This window comes from Pseudomonas savastanoi, from assembly GCF_020917325.1.
In the GTDB taxonomy this organism is placed as follows: Bacteria; Pseudomonadota; Gammaproteobacteria; order Pseudomonadales; family Pseudomonadaceae; genus Aquipseudomonas; species Aquipseudomonas amygdali.
Genome location: NZ_CP076652.1, coordinates 1,763,469 through 1,780,205, shown reverse-complemented (window position 1 = coordinate 1,780,205; position 16,737 = coordinate 1,763,469). Strand labels below are relative to the sequence as shown.

The 16,737-nt window shown below is 56.7% G+C and carries 13 protein-coding genes and 3 tRNA genes; 2 read left to right on the top strand and 14 right to left on the bottom strand.

Translation table 11 applies throughout. From position 1 onward, the window contains the following. Positions 1-94 precede the first annotated feature (94 nt). From KP808_RS07940 to KP808_RS07905, 8 genes are all read right to left on the bottom strand, one after another. Complete coding sequence (locus tag KP808_RS07940; protein WP_002552737.1) at positions 95-367, bottom strand: HU family DNA-binding protein; 273 nt, start codon at positions 365-367, stop codon at positions 95-97. A 146-nt stretch (positions 368-513) separates the two neighbouring features. Beyond that, complete coding sequence (lon, locus tag KP808_RS07935) at positions 514-2,910, bottom strand: endopeptidase La (RefSeq protein WP_002552736.1); 2,397 nt, start codon at positions 2,908-2,910, stop codon at positions 514-516. Positions 2,911-3,120: 210 nt separating this feature from the next. Next, complete coding sequence (clpX, locus tag KP808_RS07930; protein ID WP_002552735.1) at positions 3,121-4,404, bottom strand: ATP-dependent Clp protease ATP-binding subunit ClpX; 1,284 nt, start codon at positions 4,402-4,404, stop codon at positions 3,121-3,123. A gap of 106 nt (positions 4,405-4,510) precedes the next feature. Continuing rightward, on the bottom strand, positions 4,511-5,152 hold the full coding sequence (gene clpP / locus KP808_RS07925; protein WP_002552734.1) for an ATP-dependent Clp endopeptidase proteolytic subunit ClpP: 642 nt from the start codon (positions 5,150-5,152) through the stop codon (positions 4,511-4,513). A gap of 91 nt (positions 5,153-5,243) precedes the next feature. After that, a complete protein-coding gene (tig, locus tag KP808_RS07920; protein WP_002552733.1) occupies positions 5,244-6,554 on the bottom strand; it encodes a trigger factor in 1,311 nt (436 codons plus the stop codon). 382 nt (positions 6,555-6,936) lie between these two features. After that, positions 6,937-7,021 (bottom strand) — tRNA-Leu (locus KP808_RS07915). 56 nt (positions 7,022-7,077) lie between these two features. Beyond that, a tRNA-His gene (locus KP808_RS07910) sits at positions 7,078-7,153 on the bottom strand. A 51-nt stretch (positions 7,154-7,204) separates the two neighbouring features. Then, positions 7,205-7,281: transfer RNA gene (locus tag KP808_RS07905), tRNA-Arg, on the bottom strand. 293 nt (positions 7,282-7,574) lie between these two features. Between KP808_RS07905 and folD the strand changes: the two genes are divergently transcribed. Next, the gene (gene folD, locus KP808_RS07900) at positions 7,575-8,429 is read left to right on the top strand and encodes a bifunctional methylenetetrahydrofolate dehydrogenase/methenyltetrahydrofolate cyclohydrolase FolD (protein WP_230017993.1); all 855 of its coding nucleotides are present in this window, start codon (positions 7,575-7,577) and stop codon (positions 8,427-8,429) included. Positions 8,430-8,491: 62 nt separating this feature from the next. Here folD and KP808_RS07895 read toward each other — a convergent pair whose 3' ends face one another. From KP808_RS07895 to KP808_RS07870, 6 genes are all read right to left on the bottom strand, one after another. Then, positions 8,492-10,264 carry an ABC transporter substrate-binding protein gene (locus KP808_RS07895; RefSeq protein ID WP_230017991.1) on the bottom strand — a complete coding sequence of 591 codons (1,773 nt, stop codon included), beginning with the start codon at positions 10,262-10,264 and terminating at the stop codon, positions 8,492-8,494. 85 nt (positions 10,265-10,349) lie between these two features. Continuing rightward, the gene (locus tag KP808_RS07890) at positions 10,350-10,622 is read right to left on the bottom strand and encodes a DUF2160 domain-containing protein (RefSeq protein WP_002552730.1); all 273 of its coding nucleotides are present in this window, start codon (positions 10,620-10,622) and stop codon (positions 10,350-10,352) included. A gap of 12 nt (positions 10,623-10,634) precedes the next feature. Further along, positions 10,635-11,435, bottom strand: coding sequence for a carbohydrate ABC transporter permease (locus KP808_RS07885; protein ID WP_003315280.1), 801 nt, complete (start codon positions 11,433-11,435; stop codon positions 10,635-10,637). A gap of 10 nt (positions 11,436-11,445) precedes the next feature. Beyond that, complete coding sequence (locus tag KP808_RS07880) at positions 11,446-12,312, bottom strand: carbohydrate ABC transporter permease (protein WP_002552729.1); 867 nt, start codon at positions 12,310-12,312, stop codon at positions 11,446-11,448. Further along, complete coding sequence (locus tag KP808_RS07875) at positions 12,305-13,420, bottom strand: ABC transporter ATP-binding protein (protein WP_005733169.1); 1,116 nt, start codon at positions 13,418-13,420, stop codon at positions 12,305-12,307. Before KP808_RS07875 ends, KP808_RS07880 begins: the two co-directional genes overlap by 8 nt. Next, positions 13,420-14,514: an ABC transporter ATP-binding protein gene (locus KP808_RS07870; RefSeq protein WP_002552727.1), complete on the bottom strand. Its 1,095-nt coding sequence runs from the start codon at positions 14,512-14,514 to the stop codon at positions 13,420-13,422. The genes KP808_RS07875 and KP808_RS07870 overlap by 1 nt, the downstream gene beginning before the upstream one ends. Positions 14,515-14,813: 299 nt before the next feature. Between KP808_RS07870 and KP808_RS07865 the strand changes: the two genes are divergently transcribed. Then, the gene (locus KP808_RS07865) at positions 14,814-16,667 is read left to right on the top strand and encodes a sigma-54-dependent Fis family transcriptional regulator (RefSeq protein WP_122258263.1); all 1,854 of its coding nucleotides are present in this window, start codon (positions 14,814-14,816) and stop codon (positions 16,665-16,667) included. Positions 16,668-16,737: the final 70 nt, after the last annotated feature.

The following is a 16,737-nucleotide window of genomic DNA, read 5'->3' as shown; positions in this document are numbered from 1 at the left end:
GGGCTCGAACCCCTCGGTGTTGCAACCGAATGCACCACCGCTCCGCTACTGGATCAGGACAGACCCGACCCAGCGGGCAAAGGCATCGAGAGGCTTAGTTGACAGCTTCTTTGAGGGCTTTACCAGCTTTGAAACCTGGTTTTTTAGCAGCAGCGATTTCCAGCGTCTTACCAGTCTGAGGGTTGCGACCGATGCGAGCAGGACGATCAGTCACGGAGAACGTACCAAAGCCAACCAAAACAACCGAGTCGCCAGCCTTCAGAGCGCCAGTGACGGATTCGATCACTGCGTCCAGCGCACGGCCAGCAGCAGCTTTCGGGATATCAGCAGATGCAGCGATAGCATCAATCAGTTCCGACTTGTTCACTCTAAGTCCCCTTATCTCTATATTGAGTATGTTTCTAAGTTTTAGGTGTTAAGCAAAACGAGCGCTGGAAGGCTTGCTGGTGCTTGCTTTGAAGAGCCGCTTTATAACAAGGGCTCTAAAAAGCTGTCAAGGAAGCCTACCCAGTCTTAATGCGTGCTAATTCTGTCCTTAGAGTCAGACTCGCGTTTTTCTTCCTTTGCGACCAGATCTGTAGCCACGTCCGGCAACGGCTCCGGCGCGTATTGCAGCGCAATTTGCAGGACTTCGTCAATCCATTTAACGGGCTTGATTTGCAGATCCTGCTTGATATTGTCAGGAATCTCCTTCAAATCACGCACGTTTTCTTCCGGAATGATCACCGTCTTGATTCCGCCGCGATGCGCAGCCAGAAGTTTTTCCTTCAGACCACCAATCGCCAGCACCTGCCCGCGCAAGGTAATCTCGCCCGTCATTGCCACATCGGCACGTACCGGGATCTGTGTAAGCGCTGATACCAGAGCAGTACACATGCCTACGCCAGCGCTTGGTCCATCCTTGGGCGTCGCGCCTTCCGGCATGTGGATATGCGTGTCGTGTTTCTCGTGGAAATCGGCTGGAATGCCCAGACTACGGGCACGACTGCGCACCACGGTCTGCGCGGCTGTAATGGATTCGACCATGACATCACCCAGCGAACCGGTCTTGATCAACTGGCCCTTGCCCGATACAACCGCAGCCTCGATGGTCAGCAATTCACCGCCCACCTGAGTCCACGCCAGGCCTGTGACCTGACCGATCTGATCCTGTTGCTCGGCCAGTCCGTAGCGGAATTTGCGCACACCCAGGAAGTGTTCGAGCATCTCGGCAGTAACCTGCACGGAGAAGCGTTTTTCCATGGCGTGTTCTTTGACCGCCTTGCGGCAAACCTTGGCAATCTGGCGCTCTAGACCGCGTACGCCCGCTTCACGGGTGTAGTAGCGAATGATGTCGCGGATTGCTTCCTCGTCGAACTGGATCTCGCCTTTCTTCAAGCCATTGGCCTGAATCTGCTTGGGCGAGAGGTATTTGACGGCGATGTTGATCTTTTCGTCTTCGGTGTAACCCGGCAGGCGAATGACTTCCATCCGGTCCAGCAAGGCTGGCGGAATATTCATCGAGTTCGACGTGCACAGGAACATTACGTCGGAAAGATCGTAGTCGACTTCGAGGTAGTGATCATTGAAGTTATGGTTCTGCTCGGGGTCCAGGACCTCAAGCAATGCCGACGCCGGATCGCCGCGCATGTCACTGCCCATCTTGTCGATTTCATCAAGCAGGAACAGCGGGTTGCGGACGCCCACCTTTGTCATCTTTTGTATCAATCTTCCTGGCATCGAACCGATGTAAGTCCGGCGATGACCACGAATTTCAGCCTCGTCACGCACGCCACCGAGTGCCATACGCACGAATTTACGATTGGTTGCGTTGGCGATGGACTCGGCCAGGGAAGTTTTACCCACACCCGGTGGACCTACCAGACACAGCACAGGGCCACGAATCTTCTTCACGCGCTTTTGCACGGCGAGGTATTCGAGAATGCGTTCCTTGACCTCATCCAGACCATAATGGTCGGCATCGAGGATCGCTTCAGCGCGCGCAAGGTCCAGGCGCACCTTGCTCTGGGCCTTCCACGGCACCTGAACCAGCCAGTCGATGTAGGAGCGCACCACAGTCGCCTCGGCCGACATCGGCGACATCTGCTTGAGCTTGTTCAGCTCGGCAGTCGCCTTGGTCAGAGCGTCCTTGGGCAGCCCGGCAGCGTCGATGCGCTTTTTCAGCTCTTCAATTTCGTTATGGCCTTCGTCGCCATCGCCCAGTTCTTTCTGAATGGCCTTCATCTGCTCATTCAGGTAGTACTCGCGCTGGCTGCGCTCCATTTGTTTTTTCACACGACCGCGAATGCGCTTTTCAACCTGCAGCAGGTCGATTTCAGCATCCAGCAAGGCCAGCACGTGCTCGACACGGGCCGACAGGTCGATAATCTCGAGAATTTCCTGCTTCTGCTCGATCTTGAGCGCCATGTGCGCTGCCATGGTGTCAACCAGGCGACCGGGCTCATCGATGCTGTTGAGCGACGAGAGGACTTCTGCGGGGACTTTCTTGCCAAGCTGCACATACTGCTCGAACTGAGCCAGCAGGCTGCGCACAAATACTTCGGATTCGCGATCCGGGGCATCGACTTCGTCGATCAACGCGACGTCGGCGCGGTAATGGCCATCGACTTCGATGAAACGCTCTACCGAACCACGCTGCTCACCTTCGACCAGCACCTTGACGGTGCCATCAGGCAGCTTGAGCAACTGCAATACGGTGGCAATAGTGCCGACGTTGTACAACGCCTTTTCATCAGGATCGTCGTCAGCCGGGTTTCTTTGCGCGAGCAGCAGAATCTGCTTGTCGCCCGTCATTGCCGCTTCAAGGGCTTCGATAGACTTCTCGCGCCCCACGAACAGCGGGATAACCATGTGCGGATAAACCACGACATCACGCAATGGCAAGAGAGGCAATTCAATAGTGGTCTTCATGATTTCGCCTCTACGGCGGCCAATTGGCCGGGACAGATGGAATTAGCTTGAAGCCAAGATGGGGGTAGCGTCCAAAAAAAACAAGCTCTAGAGCCACGACCCGCCAAGATCAATTTCTTCATACAAAACGAATGAACGGCTGAAAAATGCAAAAGGGGGCCAAAAAGGCCCCCTTCCGTATTACTTCACACGCCCATACACCTGCGTGTGTTACGCGTCAGGGGCAACCTTGGCAGGCGGCTCACTGTTTTCGTAGATCAGCAGCGGCTTGGACGTACCATCGATAACGCTCTCATCGATCACCACCTTGCTCACGTCACTTTGCGACGGAATTTCGTACATGGTGTCGAGCAGCACGCCTTCGAGGATGGAACGCAAGCCACGGGCACCGGTCTTGCGCTCCAGCGCGCGACGGGCAACCGACTTCAACGCGTCGGTGCGGAACTCGAGGTCCACGCCTTCCATCTCGAACAGCTTGGCATACTGCTTGGTCAGCGCATTCTTCGGCTCGGTGAGGATCTGTATCAAAGCAGCCTCATCCAGCTCGTCCAGCGTTGCAAGCACTGGCAGACGGCCCACGAACTCGGGGATCAGACCGAACTTGACCAGATCGTCAGGCTCGACTTCACGCAGGGACTCGCCAACCTTCTTGCCCTCCTCCTTGCTGCGAACCTCGGCGTTGAAGCCGATGCCGCCACGGGTGGAACGGTTCTGAATGACCTTTTCCAGGCCCGAGAAGGCACCACCGCAGATAAAGAGGATGTTGCGTGTGTCCACTTGCAGGAATTCCTGCTGCGGATGCTTGCGACCACCTTGCGGAGGAACGGAAGCCACGGTGCCCTCGATCAGCTTCAGCAAGGCTTGCTGCACGCCTTCGCCGGAAACGTCACGAGTGATCGAAGGGTTGTCGGATTTGCGCGAAATCTTGTCGATTTCATCGATGTAGACAATGCCCATCTGGGCCTTCTCGACATCGTAATCACATTTCTGCAACAGCTTCTGGATAATGTTTTCAACGTCCTCACCCACATAACCGGCTTCGGTCAGGGTGGTGGCGTCAGCGATGGTGAACGGCACATTGAGCAGACGGGCCAGTGTTTCGGCCAGCAGCGTCTTGCCGGAGCCCGTAGGGCCGATCAGCAGGATGTTGCTCTTGCCCAGTTCAACGTCGTCGTTCTTTTTGTCGCGCTGGTTCAGACGCTTGTAGTGGTTGTACACCGCTACTGCGAGGACCTTTTTGGCACGTTCCTGACCGATTACATACTGGTCAAGGATGCCACTGATTTCTTTAGGCGAAGGCAATTTATGCGCGCTGCTTTCGGCCTGTGCTTCCTGCACCTCCTCGCGGATGATGTCGTTGCACAGGTCGACGCACTCGTCGCAGATAAAGACCGAGGGGCCGGCAATCAATTTGCGCACTTCATGCTGGCTTTTGCCACAGAAGGAGCAATAGAGCAATTTGCCGTTGTCCTCGCCGTTGCGGGTGTCAGTCATTCGATCGATCCAATCCGGTAGGCTTGCAACACAAGATGAAGGCTATTGCGGGCTTTTTCAAGTCCGCAGGCGGTCGGTTGTGCCGACCCCCTACATTTTGAGCCGCTTAGGCAGGCATTTGACGCTTGTTGATCACGGAGTCGATCAGGCCGTATTCAGCCGCACGCTCTGCGCTCATGAAGTTGTCACGCTCGGTGTCGCGCTCGATGGTTTCGAGGCTCTGGCCGGTGTGATGCGCCAGCAGCGAGTTGAGACGATGACGAATGTGCAGGATTTCCTTGGCATGGATGTCGATATCCGACGCCTGACCCTGGAAACCGCCCAGCGGCTGGTGAATCATCATCCGCGAGTTGGGCAGGCAATGACGCTTGCCTTCTGCACCACCGGCCAGCAGGAATGCACCCATGCTGCAAGCCTGACCGATACAGATAGTCGAAACGTCCGGCTTGATGAACTGCATGGTGTCGTAGATCGACATGCCTGCTGTCACCGAACCGCCCGGCGAGTTGATGTAGAGATGGATATCCTTGTCCGGGTTTTCCGCTTCAAGGAAGAGCAGTTGTGCCGCGATAAGGTTGGCCATGTAGTCCTCTACCGGACCAACCATAAAGATGACTCGCTCCTTGAGAAGGCGCGAATAGATGTCATAGGCGCGTTCGCCACGGGCGGACTGCTCGATAACCATCGGGACCAGGCCGCCAGCGGCCTGGATGTCAGAGTTCTGCTGAATATAAGAATTGCGGGACATGTCCTGCATTCACTCCCAAATAGTCGAGTCTTGAATACGCACAAGCCAGCGCGAAGGCTGGCTTGTGGGTGTTTTCGCACGAAAAGAGAAATCAGTCGGCTTTTGGAGCTTCCACCGGCTTGACAGCTTCTTCGTAGGAGACCGATTTGTCGGTCACGCTAGCTTTCTGCAAAACAGTATCTACAACTTGCTCTTCAAGCACAACAGAACGTACCTCGTTCATTTGCTGCTCGTTCTTGTAGTACCAGGCAACAACCTGCTCAGGCTCCTGATAGGCGGATGCCATTTCCTGAATCATTTCACGTACGCGAGCATCATCAGGCTTGAGGTCGAACTGCTTGACGACCTCGGCAACGATCAGACCCAGCTCGACGCGACGCTTGGCCTGCTCTTCGAACAGCTCAGCCGGCAACTGGTCTGGCTTGATGTTGCCGCCGAACTGTTGAACAGCCTGGACGCGCAGACGGTTGACTTCGTTTTCCAGCAGCGCTTTAGGCACTTCGATCGGGTTGGCAGCCAGCAGACCGTCCATGACCTGATTCTTGACCTTGGACTTGATCGCCTGACGCAGCTCGCGCTCCATGTTCTTGCGAACCTCGGTGCGGAAGCCTTCGATACCGGTTTCCTTGATACCGAACTGCTTGAAGAACTCTTCGTTCAGCTCAGGCAGCTTTGGCTCGGAAACGGTATTGACGGTCACGGTGAACTCGGCAGCCTTGCCGGCCAGCTCAAGGTTCTGATAGTCCTCGGGGAAGGTCACGTTCAGAACGCGCTCTTCGCCAGCCTTGGCGCCAACCAGACCGTCTTCGAAACCAGGAATCATGCGACCCGAACCCAGCACCAGCTGGGTAGCCGTGGCAGAACCGCCAGCGAACACTTCGCCGTCGACCTTGCCCACGAAATCGATGTTCAGCTGGTCTTCGTTCTGGGCAGCACGGTCGGCCACTTCAAAACGAACGTTCTGCTTGCGCAGCACTTCCAGCATGTTGTCCAGATCGCTGTCCGCCACGTCGGCAGACAGGCGCTCTACGGCGATGGTGTCGAAACCGGCAACGGTGAATTCCGGGAATACTTCGAAAGTAGCCACGTATTCCAGGTCTTTGCCTTTTTCGAAAGATTTCGGCTCTACAGCAGGAGCACCGGCCGGGTTCAGCTTCTGCTCAACCACAGCCTCGTAGAAAGTAGCCTGAATCAGATCGCCCAGTGCTTCCTGACGTGCGCCGTCTTCATAACGCTGACGGATCACGCTCATAGGCACCTTGCCTGGGCGGAAGCCCGGGATCTTGGCTTTACGTGCGGTCTGCTGCAGACGCTTGTTGACTTCAGTCTCGATGCGTTCGGCAGGCACGCCAATGGTCATGCGGCGCTCAAGAGCGGAAGTATTTTCAACAGAAACTTGCATGGATATTCCTCGTTGCACAGACGTTAGCCGGCCGTTTCCGACCCCAGAATCAAGGGCATGCATTCTAGTGGGTCAAACTCAAGAAGTCACCCTACTGAAAAAGGGCGGGTTAACAAGAAGGAATCGGACTACAGCCGGAGGAGAAAGGAAAACACCTCGCATCACTCGCGACGTGTCTGGCACGGCCCCTATATAAGGAAACCTCTGCGCCGGACGATGACCGAATCCATCTACATAGCACGCCCCACTCGACCGGCGGCAGTATGGCCGCCGGACCCGCGAGGCGATGGAACGAATACGCCAAAACAAAAAAAGCCGCACTAGGCGGCTTTCTTTTTGTAGCTTTTGCAACCGAAGCGTTAGCACTCGACTACAGTTATCCTGGTGCGGACGGAGAGACTCGAACTCTCACACCTTGCGGCGCTGGAACCTAAATCCAGTGTGTCTACCAATTCCACCACATCCGCATTTCAGACTTTTAAAGCAAAGGCGCCAGACTATGAATCTGGCGCCCTTCTTAATATGGGGTGGACGATGGGGTTCGAACCCACGACCGCAGGAGTCACAATCCTGTGCTCTACCAACTGAGCTACGCCCACCATATTGCGCGTGACGATACAACTTACTTGCTGTGCCAAAGCTGCCTTGAATGGCGCACCCGGCAGGACTCGAACCTGCGACCATCCGCTTAGAAGGCGGATGCTCTATCCAGCTGAGCTACGGGCACTTATATAATTTGTATTCTTGCGAGAACAAACTAAAAGGCTTTCAATCACACCGAGCTGATTTGCAACTCTGCCTGACCTAATCAACCAGTGCTAGCTTAACCAGTGCTGGGCTCTGCCCGGCAAGTGCGACGAATCTTATAGACGGCCCCTGGGGTCGTCAACCTTTTTTTGAAAAAAATTCAGCTAGATAAAGGAGTTAGCGGAATATCCACAGCATGCGCCTTTGCCCTCGCGCCATGTCATGCGAGAATGCGCGCTCATTTTATTTCCTCTCGATGGTTAATCACGCGTCATGACTGCAAAACTAATCGACGGCAAGGCGATCGCCGCCAGCCTGCGCCAGCAGATCGCCAAACGTGTCGCCGAACGTAGCCAGCAAGGTCTGCGCACGCCGGGCCTTGCGGTGATTCTGGTCGGCAGCGACCCTGCCTCTCAGGTCTATGTCTCTCACAAGCGCAAGGACTGCGAGGAAGTCGGCTTTATCTCCCAGGCCTACGACTTGCCCGCTGAGACCACTCAGACCGCACTGACCGATCTGATCGACCGCCTCAACGAGGATGCCGCTGTCGACGGCATCCTGCTGCAACTGCCCTTGCCTGCGCACCTCGATGCTTCGCTGCTGCTGGAGCGCATTCGCCCGGACAAGGACGTGGACGGTTTCCATCCTTATAACGTTGGGCGTCTGGCCCAGCGCATTCCCCTGCTGCGACCGTGCACACCCAAAGGGATCATTACCCTGCTGGAAAGCACCGGAGTCGATCTGTACGGTCTGGATGCTGTGGTGGTTGGCGCGTCGAACATTGTCGGCCGCCCCATGGCCATGGAATTGCTGCTGGCGGGCTGCACGGTCACCGTGACCCACCGTTTCACCAAGGATCTGGCAGGCCATGTAGGTCGTGCCGATCTGGTGGTGGTTGCCGCCGGCAAGCCAGGCCTTGTCAAAGGCGAATGGATCAAGCCAGGTGCCATCGTCATCGATGTCGGCATCAATCGCCAGGAAGACGGCAAGCTGGTAGGCGACGTGGTTTACGAGACCGCCCTGCCCCGCGCCGGCTGGATCACTCCGGTTCCGGGCGGCGTTGGCCCCATGACCCGCGCCTGCCTGCTGGAAAACACGCTGTACGCCGCAGAAACCCTGCACGGCTGATCAGCCTGCAGCAATAAAAAACGGCACCTTCAAGGTGCCGTTTTTTTTACCTCGACAAAACCTTACTTCTTGCCAGCCTCCCAGCTTTTCAGCAGGTCAGCGTAGGCGATGGTTTCACCCTTGGGTTTCTCGTTGGCCAGTTTGCGCTGTGGCGCGAGGAACTTGCCGTTGCTCTCTTCGGCCTTCTTGTACCAGGCTTCCGCAGTGGTTTCCGGATTCATCTTCGGCGCACACTTGCTGGCTTCCTGAACCTTGGAACGTTCGATGCGCGTCATGATGGCATCCTGGTCCTTGGCCAGACCGTTGAGGGCATCCTGCGCAGTCTTCTCGCCAGTGACCGCCTCGGCCACATGGCTCCACCACAGTTGTGCCAGCTTCGGATAGTCAGGCACGTTGGTGCCGGTAGGCGACCATTGAACGCGGGCCGGGCTGCGATAGAACTCCACCAGACCTCCCAGCTTGGGTGCCAGAGCGGTCATCTCCTTGGAATTGATGTCCGACTCGCGAATCGGCGTCAGACCGACAATGGTTTTCTTCAGCGAAACACTTTTCGAGGTCACGAACTGCGCATACAGCCAGGCCGCCAGGCGCTTCTTCTCGTCGGAAGACTTCAAGAAGGTCCATGAGCCCACGTCCTGGTAACCGAGCTTCATGCCTTCTTTCCAGTACGGCCCTTTGGGTGACGGGGCCATGCGCCATTTCGGCGTGCCATCGGCGTTCATGACCGACAGGCCCGGCTTGGTCATGTCGGCAGTAAAGGCGGTGTACCAGAAGATCTGTTGCGCGACGTTACCCTGCGACGGAACCGGACCGGACTCCGAAAAGGTCATACCCGCAGCTTCAGGCGGTGCGTAGGCTTTCAGCCAGTCGATGTATTTCTGAGTCGCGAACACCGCTGCCGGCCCGTTGGTGTCGCCACCGCGGGTAATGCTGGAGCCGACCGGGTGGCAATCCTCGACGCGGATGCCCCACTCGTCCACAGGCAGACCGTTAGGCAAGCCCTTGTCGCCGCTGCCAGCCATGGAGAACCAGGCATCGGTGAAGCGCCAGCCCAGCGACGGGTCCTTCTTGCCGTAATCCATGTGCCCGAAGACTTTCTTGCCGTCGATCTCCTTGACGTCTTCGCTGAAGAATTTGGCAATGTCTTCGTAGGCAGACCAGTTGACCGGGACGCCCAGCTCATAGCCGTACTTGTCCTTGAACTTCTTTTTCAGGTCGGGACGTTCGAACCAGTCGGCACGGAACCAGTACAGGTTGGCGAATTGCTGATCAGGCAGCTGGTAAAGCTTGCCGTCCGGCGCGGTGGTGAACGAGGTGCCGATGAAGTCTTTCAGGTCCAGAGTCGGCGAGGTGACCTTGCTGCCTTCCGGACTGGCCATCAGGTCGGTCAGCGACAGTGCCTTGCCGTAGCGGAAGTGTGTCCCGATCAGGTCCGAGTCGTTGACCCAGCCGTCGTAAATACTTTTGTCCGACTGCATGGCGGTTTGCAGTTTTTCGATCACATCACCCTCTTGCAGCAGGTCATGGGTGACTTTGATACCAGTGATTTCAGTGAAGGCCTTGGCCAGGGTTTTCGATTCGTACTCGTGGGTGGTCAGGGTTTCCGACACCACCTTGATGTCCATGCCACGGAACGGCTCGGCGGCCTTGATGAACCACTCCAGCTCTTTCAACTGTTCTGCATCGGAAAGCGTACTCGGCTTGAATTCACTGGCCGCCCACTTCTTCGCCGCATCTTCGTACTGATCTGCCCACGCCGAAACACTCAACCCGCTGAGCATCATCATGGTCGCCAGCGTCACGCTATGTTGCAGCTTGTTTTTCTTATTGAACATAGTCATCTCCAATGTTGCTTTTATGTAGTCCCGCTTTTCGAATATCGCCGACCGGATCACCCCGGCAATCGCGCCCGGCCGCCCTCTAACCCCAACGCATCACCACCAACAGCCACACCAGGGAGGCCCCTGAAGCGATCCAGACACTCCAGTCGGTCGCGCCTATCACCAGCAAATGCAGGTAAGCGCTACCCAGAAGCCCAATGAACAAACGGTCGCCACGCGTGGTGGCAATCGGCAGAAAACCACGGCGCTCGATACTTGCCGAGCGCAACTCCCATACGGTCATCCCCGCCAGAAGCAATGCGATGCTGATGAAAAAGGCCGCAGTGGGCAGTGTCCAGGACATCCACTCCATTTTTTCGACTCCTCAGACACGACCAAGAGCAAAGCCCTTGACCACATGGTTGCGAACGAACCAGATCACCAGCATACCCGGCAGGATAGTCAACACCCCCGCCGCCGCCAGCACTCCCCAATCGATACCCGACGCCGAGACCGTGCGAGTCATTACCGCAGCAATCGGTTTGGCATTGACCGATGTCAGGGTGCGCGCCAGCAGGAGCTCGACCCAGGAGAACATGAAGCAGAAAAACGCGGTAACACCGATACCCGAGCCAATCAGCGGAATGAAAATCTTCACGAAAAACTTCGGAAAGCTATAACCGTCGATGTAGGCCGTTTCATCGATTTCCTTGGGAACGCCGGACATGAAGCCCTCCAGAATCCATACCGCCAGCGGAACGTTGAACAAGCAATGCGCCAGTGCAACGGCGATGTGCGTGTCAAACAGGCCAATGGACGAGTAGAGCTGGAAAAACGGCAGCAGGAACACGGCCGGTGGTGCCATGCGATTGGTCAGCAGCCAGAAGAACAGGTGCTTGTCGCCGAGAAAACGATAGCGAGAGAACGCGTAGGCTGCCGGAAGCGCAACGCTCAGCGATATCACGGTATTGAGGCACACGTAGTACAGCGAGTTCAGATAACCGCTGTACCAGCTTTCGTCGGTGAAAATCACCTTGTAGTTGGCCAGGGTAAAGTCCTGCGGCCACAGGGTCAGGCCACCGAGGATCTCGGTATTGGTCTTGAACGACATGTTGATCAGCCAGTAGATCGGCACCAGCAGAAACAACAGGTAAATCCACAGCGGTATGATTTTGCGCAGACTCATGACCAGCCCCTCAATTCTTTTCGCTGTGAGTCATGGCGGTGTAGAACACCCATGACACCAACAGAATGATCAGGAAATACACCAGCGAGAACGCCGCCGCAGGCCCCAGGTCGAACTGCCCGAGCGCCATGGTGGTCAGGGTCTGACTGAGGAAAGTAGTGGAGTTGCCAGGACCGCCACCGGTGAGCACGAACGGCTCGGTGTAGATCATGAAGCTGTCCATGAAGCGCAGCATCACCGCGATCAATAGCACGCTTTTCATCTTCGGCAGCTGGATATGCCGGAAGATGGCCCAGCCGGAGGCACGATCAATCCGCGCCGCCTGATAGTAGACATCCGGGATGGCTCGCAGCCCTGAATAGCACAGCAAAGCCACCAGCGAAGTCCAGTGCCAGACGTCGATGACCAGCACTGTCACCCAGGCATCCGAAGCATTGGCGGCGTAGTTGTAGTTGATGCCAAGCACGTTGTTCAACGTGTAACCCAGCAAGCCGATATCGCCACGGCCGAAGATCTGCCAAATGGTACCGACCACGTTCCACGGAATCAGCAACGGAATGGTCATCACAATCAGGCACAGCGAAGACCAGCGGCCTTTGGTGGGCATGGTCAGGGCAATCGCGATACCCAGCGGGATCTCGATCAGCAGCACGCAACCCGAGTAAATGAACTGGCGCAGCAGCGAATCGTGCAGGCGCGGGTCCTGCAAGACCTGCCGGAACCAGTCAGTACCAACAAAATAGCGGCTGGACTGGTCGAAGATGTCCTGCACCGAGTAGTTGACCACAGTCATCATCGGGATAATCGCGCTGAATGCCACCAGCAAAAACACCGGCATCACCAGCCACCAGGCTTTGTTGTTTTGCACTTTACGCATGGGACACCTCACTGGCCGGGCCGGCTTCAAGCAGGTAATCGTCGGCATAGAGCATCAGCCATTGCCCTGGAAAGCTGATCCAGGCCTGACCGTGCGGCACCGGTTTGTCTTCCTGCAAACGAACCTTGAGCAGTTGCCCGGCCAGTTTCAGGGTAATGATCTTGTAGGTGCCAAGGTCTTCCACATAGGTCACGTCAGCGCACATCGCATCGTCGTAAGGCCCGTCCCAGACATGCACGAACTCTGGACGAATGCCCACTTTCAGGCTTTTCCACGGTGTACTGGCAAGCTTTTGCTGCAACGACTCAGGCAGCGGCAGATGAATGTCGGCAAAACCGACACCGCCCGGTTGAGGCGTAACGTCAATCAGGTTCATGCCAGGGCTGCCGATGAAATAGCCGACAAAGGTGTGCGAAGGCTTTTCAAACAGCTCCCGCGGCGTGCCGAACTGCACAATCTGTCCGCCATACATCACGGCGATCTTGTCGGCGAAAGTCGACGCCTCCAGTTGATCGTGGGTGACGTAAACCATGGTGATATTGAACTGCTCGTGGATCTGCTTGAGCTTGCGCCGCAGCTTCCACTTCAGGTGCGGGTCAATCACGGTCAGCGGTTCGTCGAAGAGGATCGCCGACACGTCATCGCGCACCAGCCCGCGACCCATGGAGACTTTCTGCTTTTCGTCCGCGCTGAGGTTGCGCGCTTTCTTTTTCAGCAGCGGCTGCAGGTCCAGGACATCGGCAATTTCATTGACCTTGATGAGAATCCGCGCCTCGTCCAGGCCCTGATTGCGCAACGGAAAGGCCAGGTTATCGAACACGGTCATGGTGTCGTAGATCACTGGAAACTGGAAAACCTGAGCGATGTTGCGACGCTCCGGGGGCAGTTCGTTGACCACTTTCGAGTCGAACAGCACTTGCCCTTGAGAGGGACTGAGCAGCCCTGAAATAATATTGAGCAACGTTGACTTGCCGCAGCCGGACGGCCCGAGCAGCGCGTAAGCCCCGCCCTGCTCCCAGATGTGGCTCATCTCGCGAATTGCATAATCGTCAGGACCAGGCTTTGCGCTGTAACTGTGCGCCAGGTTCTGCAAGCGGATCTCGGCCATCAGGCAACCCTCGCCATGCGCAGGCCCGGCGCCTGAATCAGGCCGCCCTGCTGATCGAATACAAATAATTTGTGAGTCGGGATGTACACCCGAATCGATGCGTCAACGTCGTAGGCATGCACGCCCGGCAGGTGCAAAACCAGTGAAAACAGCTCGTTGCGCACATGCAGAAAGGTTTCCGAGCCGCTGATTTCTGCCAGCTCGACGGTGACCGCCAGCTCCAGATCATCATCGTTGGAAGGCACAAGGCTCAAATGGCTGGGGCGCACACCAAAGCGGTACTCACCATCCCCGACGGCCCGCAGGTCGACGTTGAGCGGGAAATGCACAAAGTTGGCGAAGCTGACCTCATTACCGTCTATTCGACCCGGCATCAGGTTGATCGGCGGTTCAGAGAACAACTCGGCCGCCAATACCGTGCTCGGCCGGTGATAGACCTCGGGAGTCTTGCCGCTCTGCACCACCCGCCCTTCATGCAGAATGGTGGTGGTGCCACCCAGCGCCAGCGCTTCATTGGGCTCGGTAGTGGCATAGATTGCGATGGTATGGCGGGCTGCAAACAGCTCGCGCATTTCCTGACGCAGCTCTTCACGCAGCTTGTAATCGAGGTTGACCAGCGGTTCATCGAAGAGGATCAGTTCGGCGTCCTTGACCAGCGCTCTGGCCATAGCGGTGCGCTGCTGCTGCCCACCGGACAGTTCGAGGGGATGGCGTTGCAGGAATTTTTCGATGCGCAACATCTTCGCGGTTTCCTGCACCCGGCTGTGGATCACATCTTTGGACAGACCGGCCTGACGCAGCGGCGAGGCAATGTTTTCAAACACCGTCATGCTTGGGTAATTGATGAACTGCTGATAAACCATCGAGACGTTGCGCAGACGAACCGGTCGATTTGTAACATCGACCCCGTTCATCAGCACCCGCCCGCTGTCCGGCTTGTCCAGCCCGGCCATCAGGCGCATCAGGCTGGTTTTGCCGGACAGGGTTCGCCCCAGCAGAACGTTGAAAGATCCTGGCTCAAAGCTCAGGGAAGCGTCGTCGATCCAGACCTGACCATCGACCGCGCGACTGACGTGCTCCAGCGTGAGAGACATGGCGTGCCCTTTGTTGTTTTTTTCTTAAGGGTGAATGCGTGACTGTTTGCAGATAGCGACATTCGTGCCAGTTCGGCCAGATTGCTTGCGAGCCGCGAAACAGAGCCTTCCCCCGTATTCAGGGGGCGAAAGCCCTTTCACAGCTGAACAATAATGAACAGTAAACACTGAACACTTGAACAAAATGAACATTGACTTTGAACAAAACTGAACGACACTGGACGGACGTTGCGGGCAAGGATGGTCACGCCGACGGGACCTAAAAACAAAAACAACACGTCATATTCGCAGGCATCCTCATGTCTCAATCCAGCGCTTCGCTCGTTCACGACATCATCATTCAGGATTCATGGAGGCGCTGCCGGGATTTCGGTCTCAGCCATCAGACGCGTCCTTCATTCGGCCAACTGCCGGGCGCTGAGGTTTCCAGGCTGCTGGAGCGCCATCACGGGCTGGTGCAGACCACCCATCAGGAAGTCCTGCCGGTTTACGAAAACATTCTGAGCAACTCCAATTGCCTGATTCTGCTGGCCGACCCTCAAGGCCAGTTGCTCAAATCCTGGGGCGCGCAACGCTTCGTCGAGTCTTCCCAGGCACAAGGCTTCATGGCTGGTGCCAGCTGGAGCGAACGGGGCACCGGCACCAATGCCATCGGCACAGCACTGGCCTGTGAGCAGGCCATTCACATTGAACCGGACGAGCATTTCCTCAAGGCCAATCGCTTCATGACCGGTTCGGCTTCACCGATCTTCGATGCTGATCGACGCATCATTGCCGTGCTGGATGTGTCCAGTGACAGTTTCCTGCCCCCCTCGCATACGCTGGGTATGGTCAAAATGATGAGCCAGTCGGTGGAAAACCGACTGATCCTCGATCAGTTCCGCGACTCGCACTATCAGTTGATTTTCAATACGGGCCTGAACAATCTCGACAGCCAATGGGCAGGCCTGCTGATTTTTGATGAAAGCGGCCAGATCCTTTGCGCCAATCGACGCGCTGACAATTTATTGGGGACGCCGCCGTCCGGTGCCAGTATCGAAACGCTGTTCAAGTGCCCTATCCTGCAACTGCTCAGCGAGACAGAAGCGCGGCCGTTTGCACTGCACGCGTTTGGCAACAATCGCTTTCAATGTCTGCTCAAGCGTCCGACCCGCAAGCCGCTGAAGCTGCACAGCGTCCAGCCGGTTCAGGCACCTGTCGCGCCGCGGAGCCTGGACCTGGATGCGATCAGCCTGGGTGACGCAAAAATCGAGAAAGCCGTGAGTCAGGCGCAGCGGCTGCTGGAAAAAGACATTCCGCTGCTGATCCACGGGGAAACCGGGGTCGGTAAGGAAGTGTTTGTCAAAGCGCTGCATCAAGCCAGTAGCCGCGCCACTCAGCCGCTGATCGCTGTCAACTGCGCGGCGATCCCGGCCGAACTGGTCGAGGCCGAGCTATTTGGCTATGAAAGGGGGGCGTTCACCGGTGCCAGTCAAAAAGGCAGCATTGGCCTGATTCGCAAAGCCGACAAAGGCACGCTGTTTCTGGATGAAGTCGGTGACATGCCCCTGCCGGTACAGGCGCGGTTGCTGCGTGTGCTGCAAGAACGCTGCGTTCAGCCGTTGGGCAGCAGTGAATTATATCCGGTAGACATACGCCTGATTTCAGCCACCAATCGCAGCCTGCGCGATCAGGTTCAGACGGGGCGATTTCGCCAGGACCTTTATTACCGGATCAGCGGCTTGAGCATCGAACTCCCGGCACTGCGCGAGCGCACCGACAAACATGCACTCATCCAGCGTATCTGGGAGCGACATCGCGACGCTCATCAACGGGCGGGTTTTTCCAGAGAAGTGCTCGAACTATTCGAACATCACCCGTGGCCGGGCAACATTCGTCAGCTCAACAGCGTGATTCAGGTGGCGCTGGCTTTGGCAGATGAACAGCCGATCAGTACCGAGCACTTGCCGGAGGATTTTCTGCTGGATATGGGCATGGATGAGGACTGCCGAGAGCTGGTGAAGGCTCAGGAATCCACCGTGCGGCTTCACACGACAGAAGACCTGAGCCAACTGTTTCAAGCGGCTGGCGGAAATATTTCACAGCTGGCAAAACGCCTGGGCGTAAGCCGCAACACGCTGTACAAGCGGTTGCGGGAACAGCGGATTGTCTAGTTTTTGGCTTTCGGCAGACCGTACATCGAGGATCGGACGCGGAGCGTCCAGAACAGCATGCCCACGCGGA

Coding starts and splice junctions, on each gene's coding strand:
- lon (WP_002552736.1), bottom strand. CDS start 2,910: ATGAAGACCACTATTGAATTGCCTCTCTTGCCATTGCGTGATGTCGTG.
- clpX (WP_002552735.1), bottom strand. CDS start 4,404: ATGACTGACACCCGCAACGGCGAGGACAACGGCAAATTGCTCTATTGC.
- clpP (WP_002552734.1), bottom strand. CDS start 5,152: ATGTCCCGCAATTCTTATATTCAGCAGAACTCTGACATCCAGGCCGCT.
- tig (WP_002552733.1), bottom strand. CDS start 6,554: ATGCAAGTTTCTGTTGAAAATACTTCCGCTCTTGAGCGCCGCATGACC.
- folD (WP_230017993.1), top strand. CDS start 7,575: ATGACTGCAAAACTAATCGACGGCAAGGCGATCGCCGCCAGCCTGCGC.
- KP808_RS07895 (WP_230017991.1), bottom strand. CDS start 10,264: ATGTTCAATAAGAAAAACAAGCTGCAACATAGCGTGACGCTGGCGACC.
- KP808_RS07890 (WP_002552730.1), bottom strand. CDS start 10,622: ATGGAGTGGATGTCCTGGACACTGCCCACTGCGGCCTTTTTCATCAGC.
- KP808_RS07885 (WP_003315280.1), bottom strand. CDS start 11,435: ATGAGTCTGCGCAAAATCATACCGCTGTGGATTTACCTGTTGTTTCTG.
- KP808_RS07880 (WP_002552729.1), bottom strand. CDS start 12,312: ATGCGTAAAGTGCAAAACAACAAAGCCTGGTGGCTGGTGATGCCGGTG.
- KP808_RS07875 (WP_005733169.1), bottom strand. CDS start 13,420: ATGGCCGAGATCCGCTTGCAGAACCTGGCGCACAGTTACAGCGCAAAG.
- KP808_RS07870 (WP_002552727.1), bottom strand. CDS start 14,514: ATGTCTCTCACGCTGGAGCACGTCAGTCGCGCGGTCGATGGTCAGGTC.
- KP808_RS07865 (WP_122258263.1), top strand. CDS start 14,814: ATGTCTCAATCCAGCGCTTCGCTCGTTCACGACATCATCATTCAGGAT.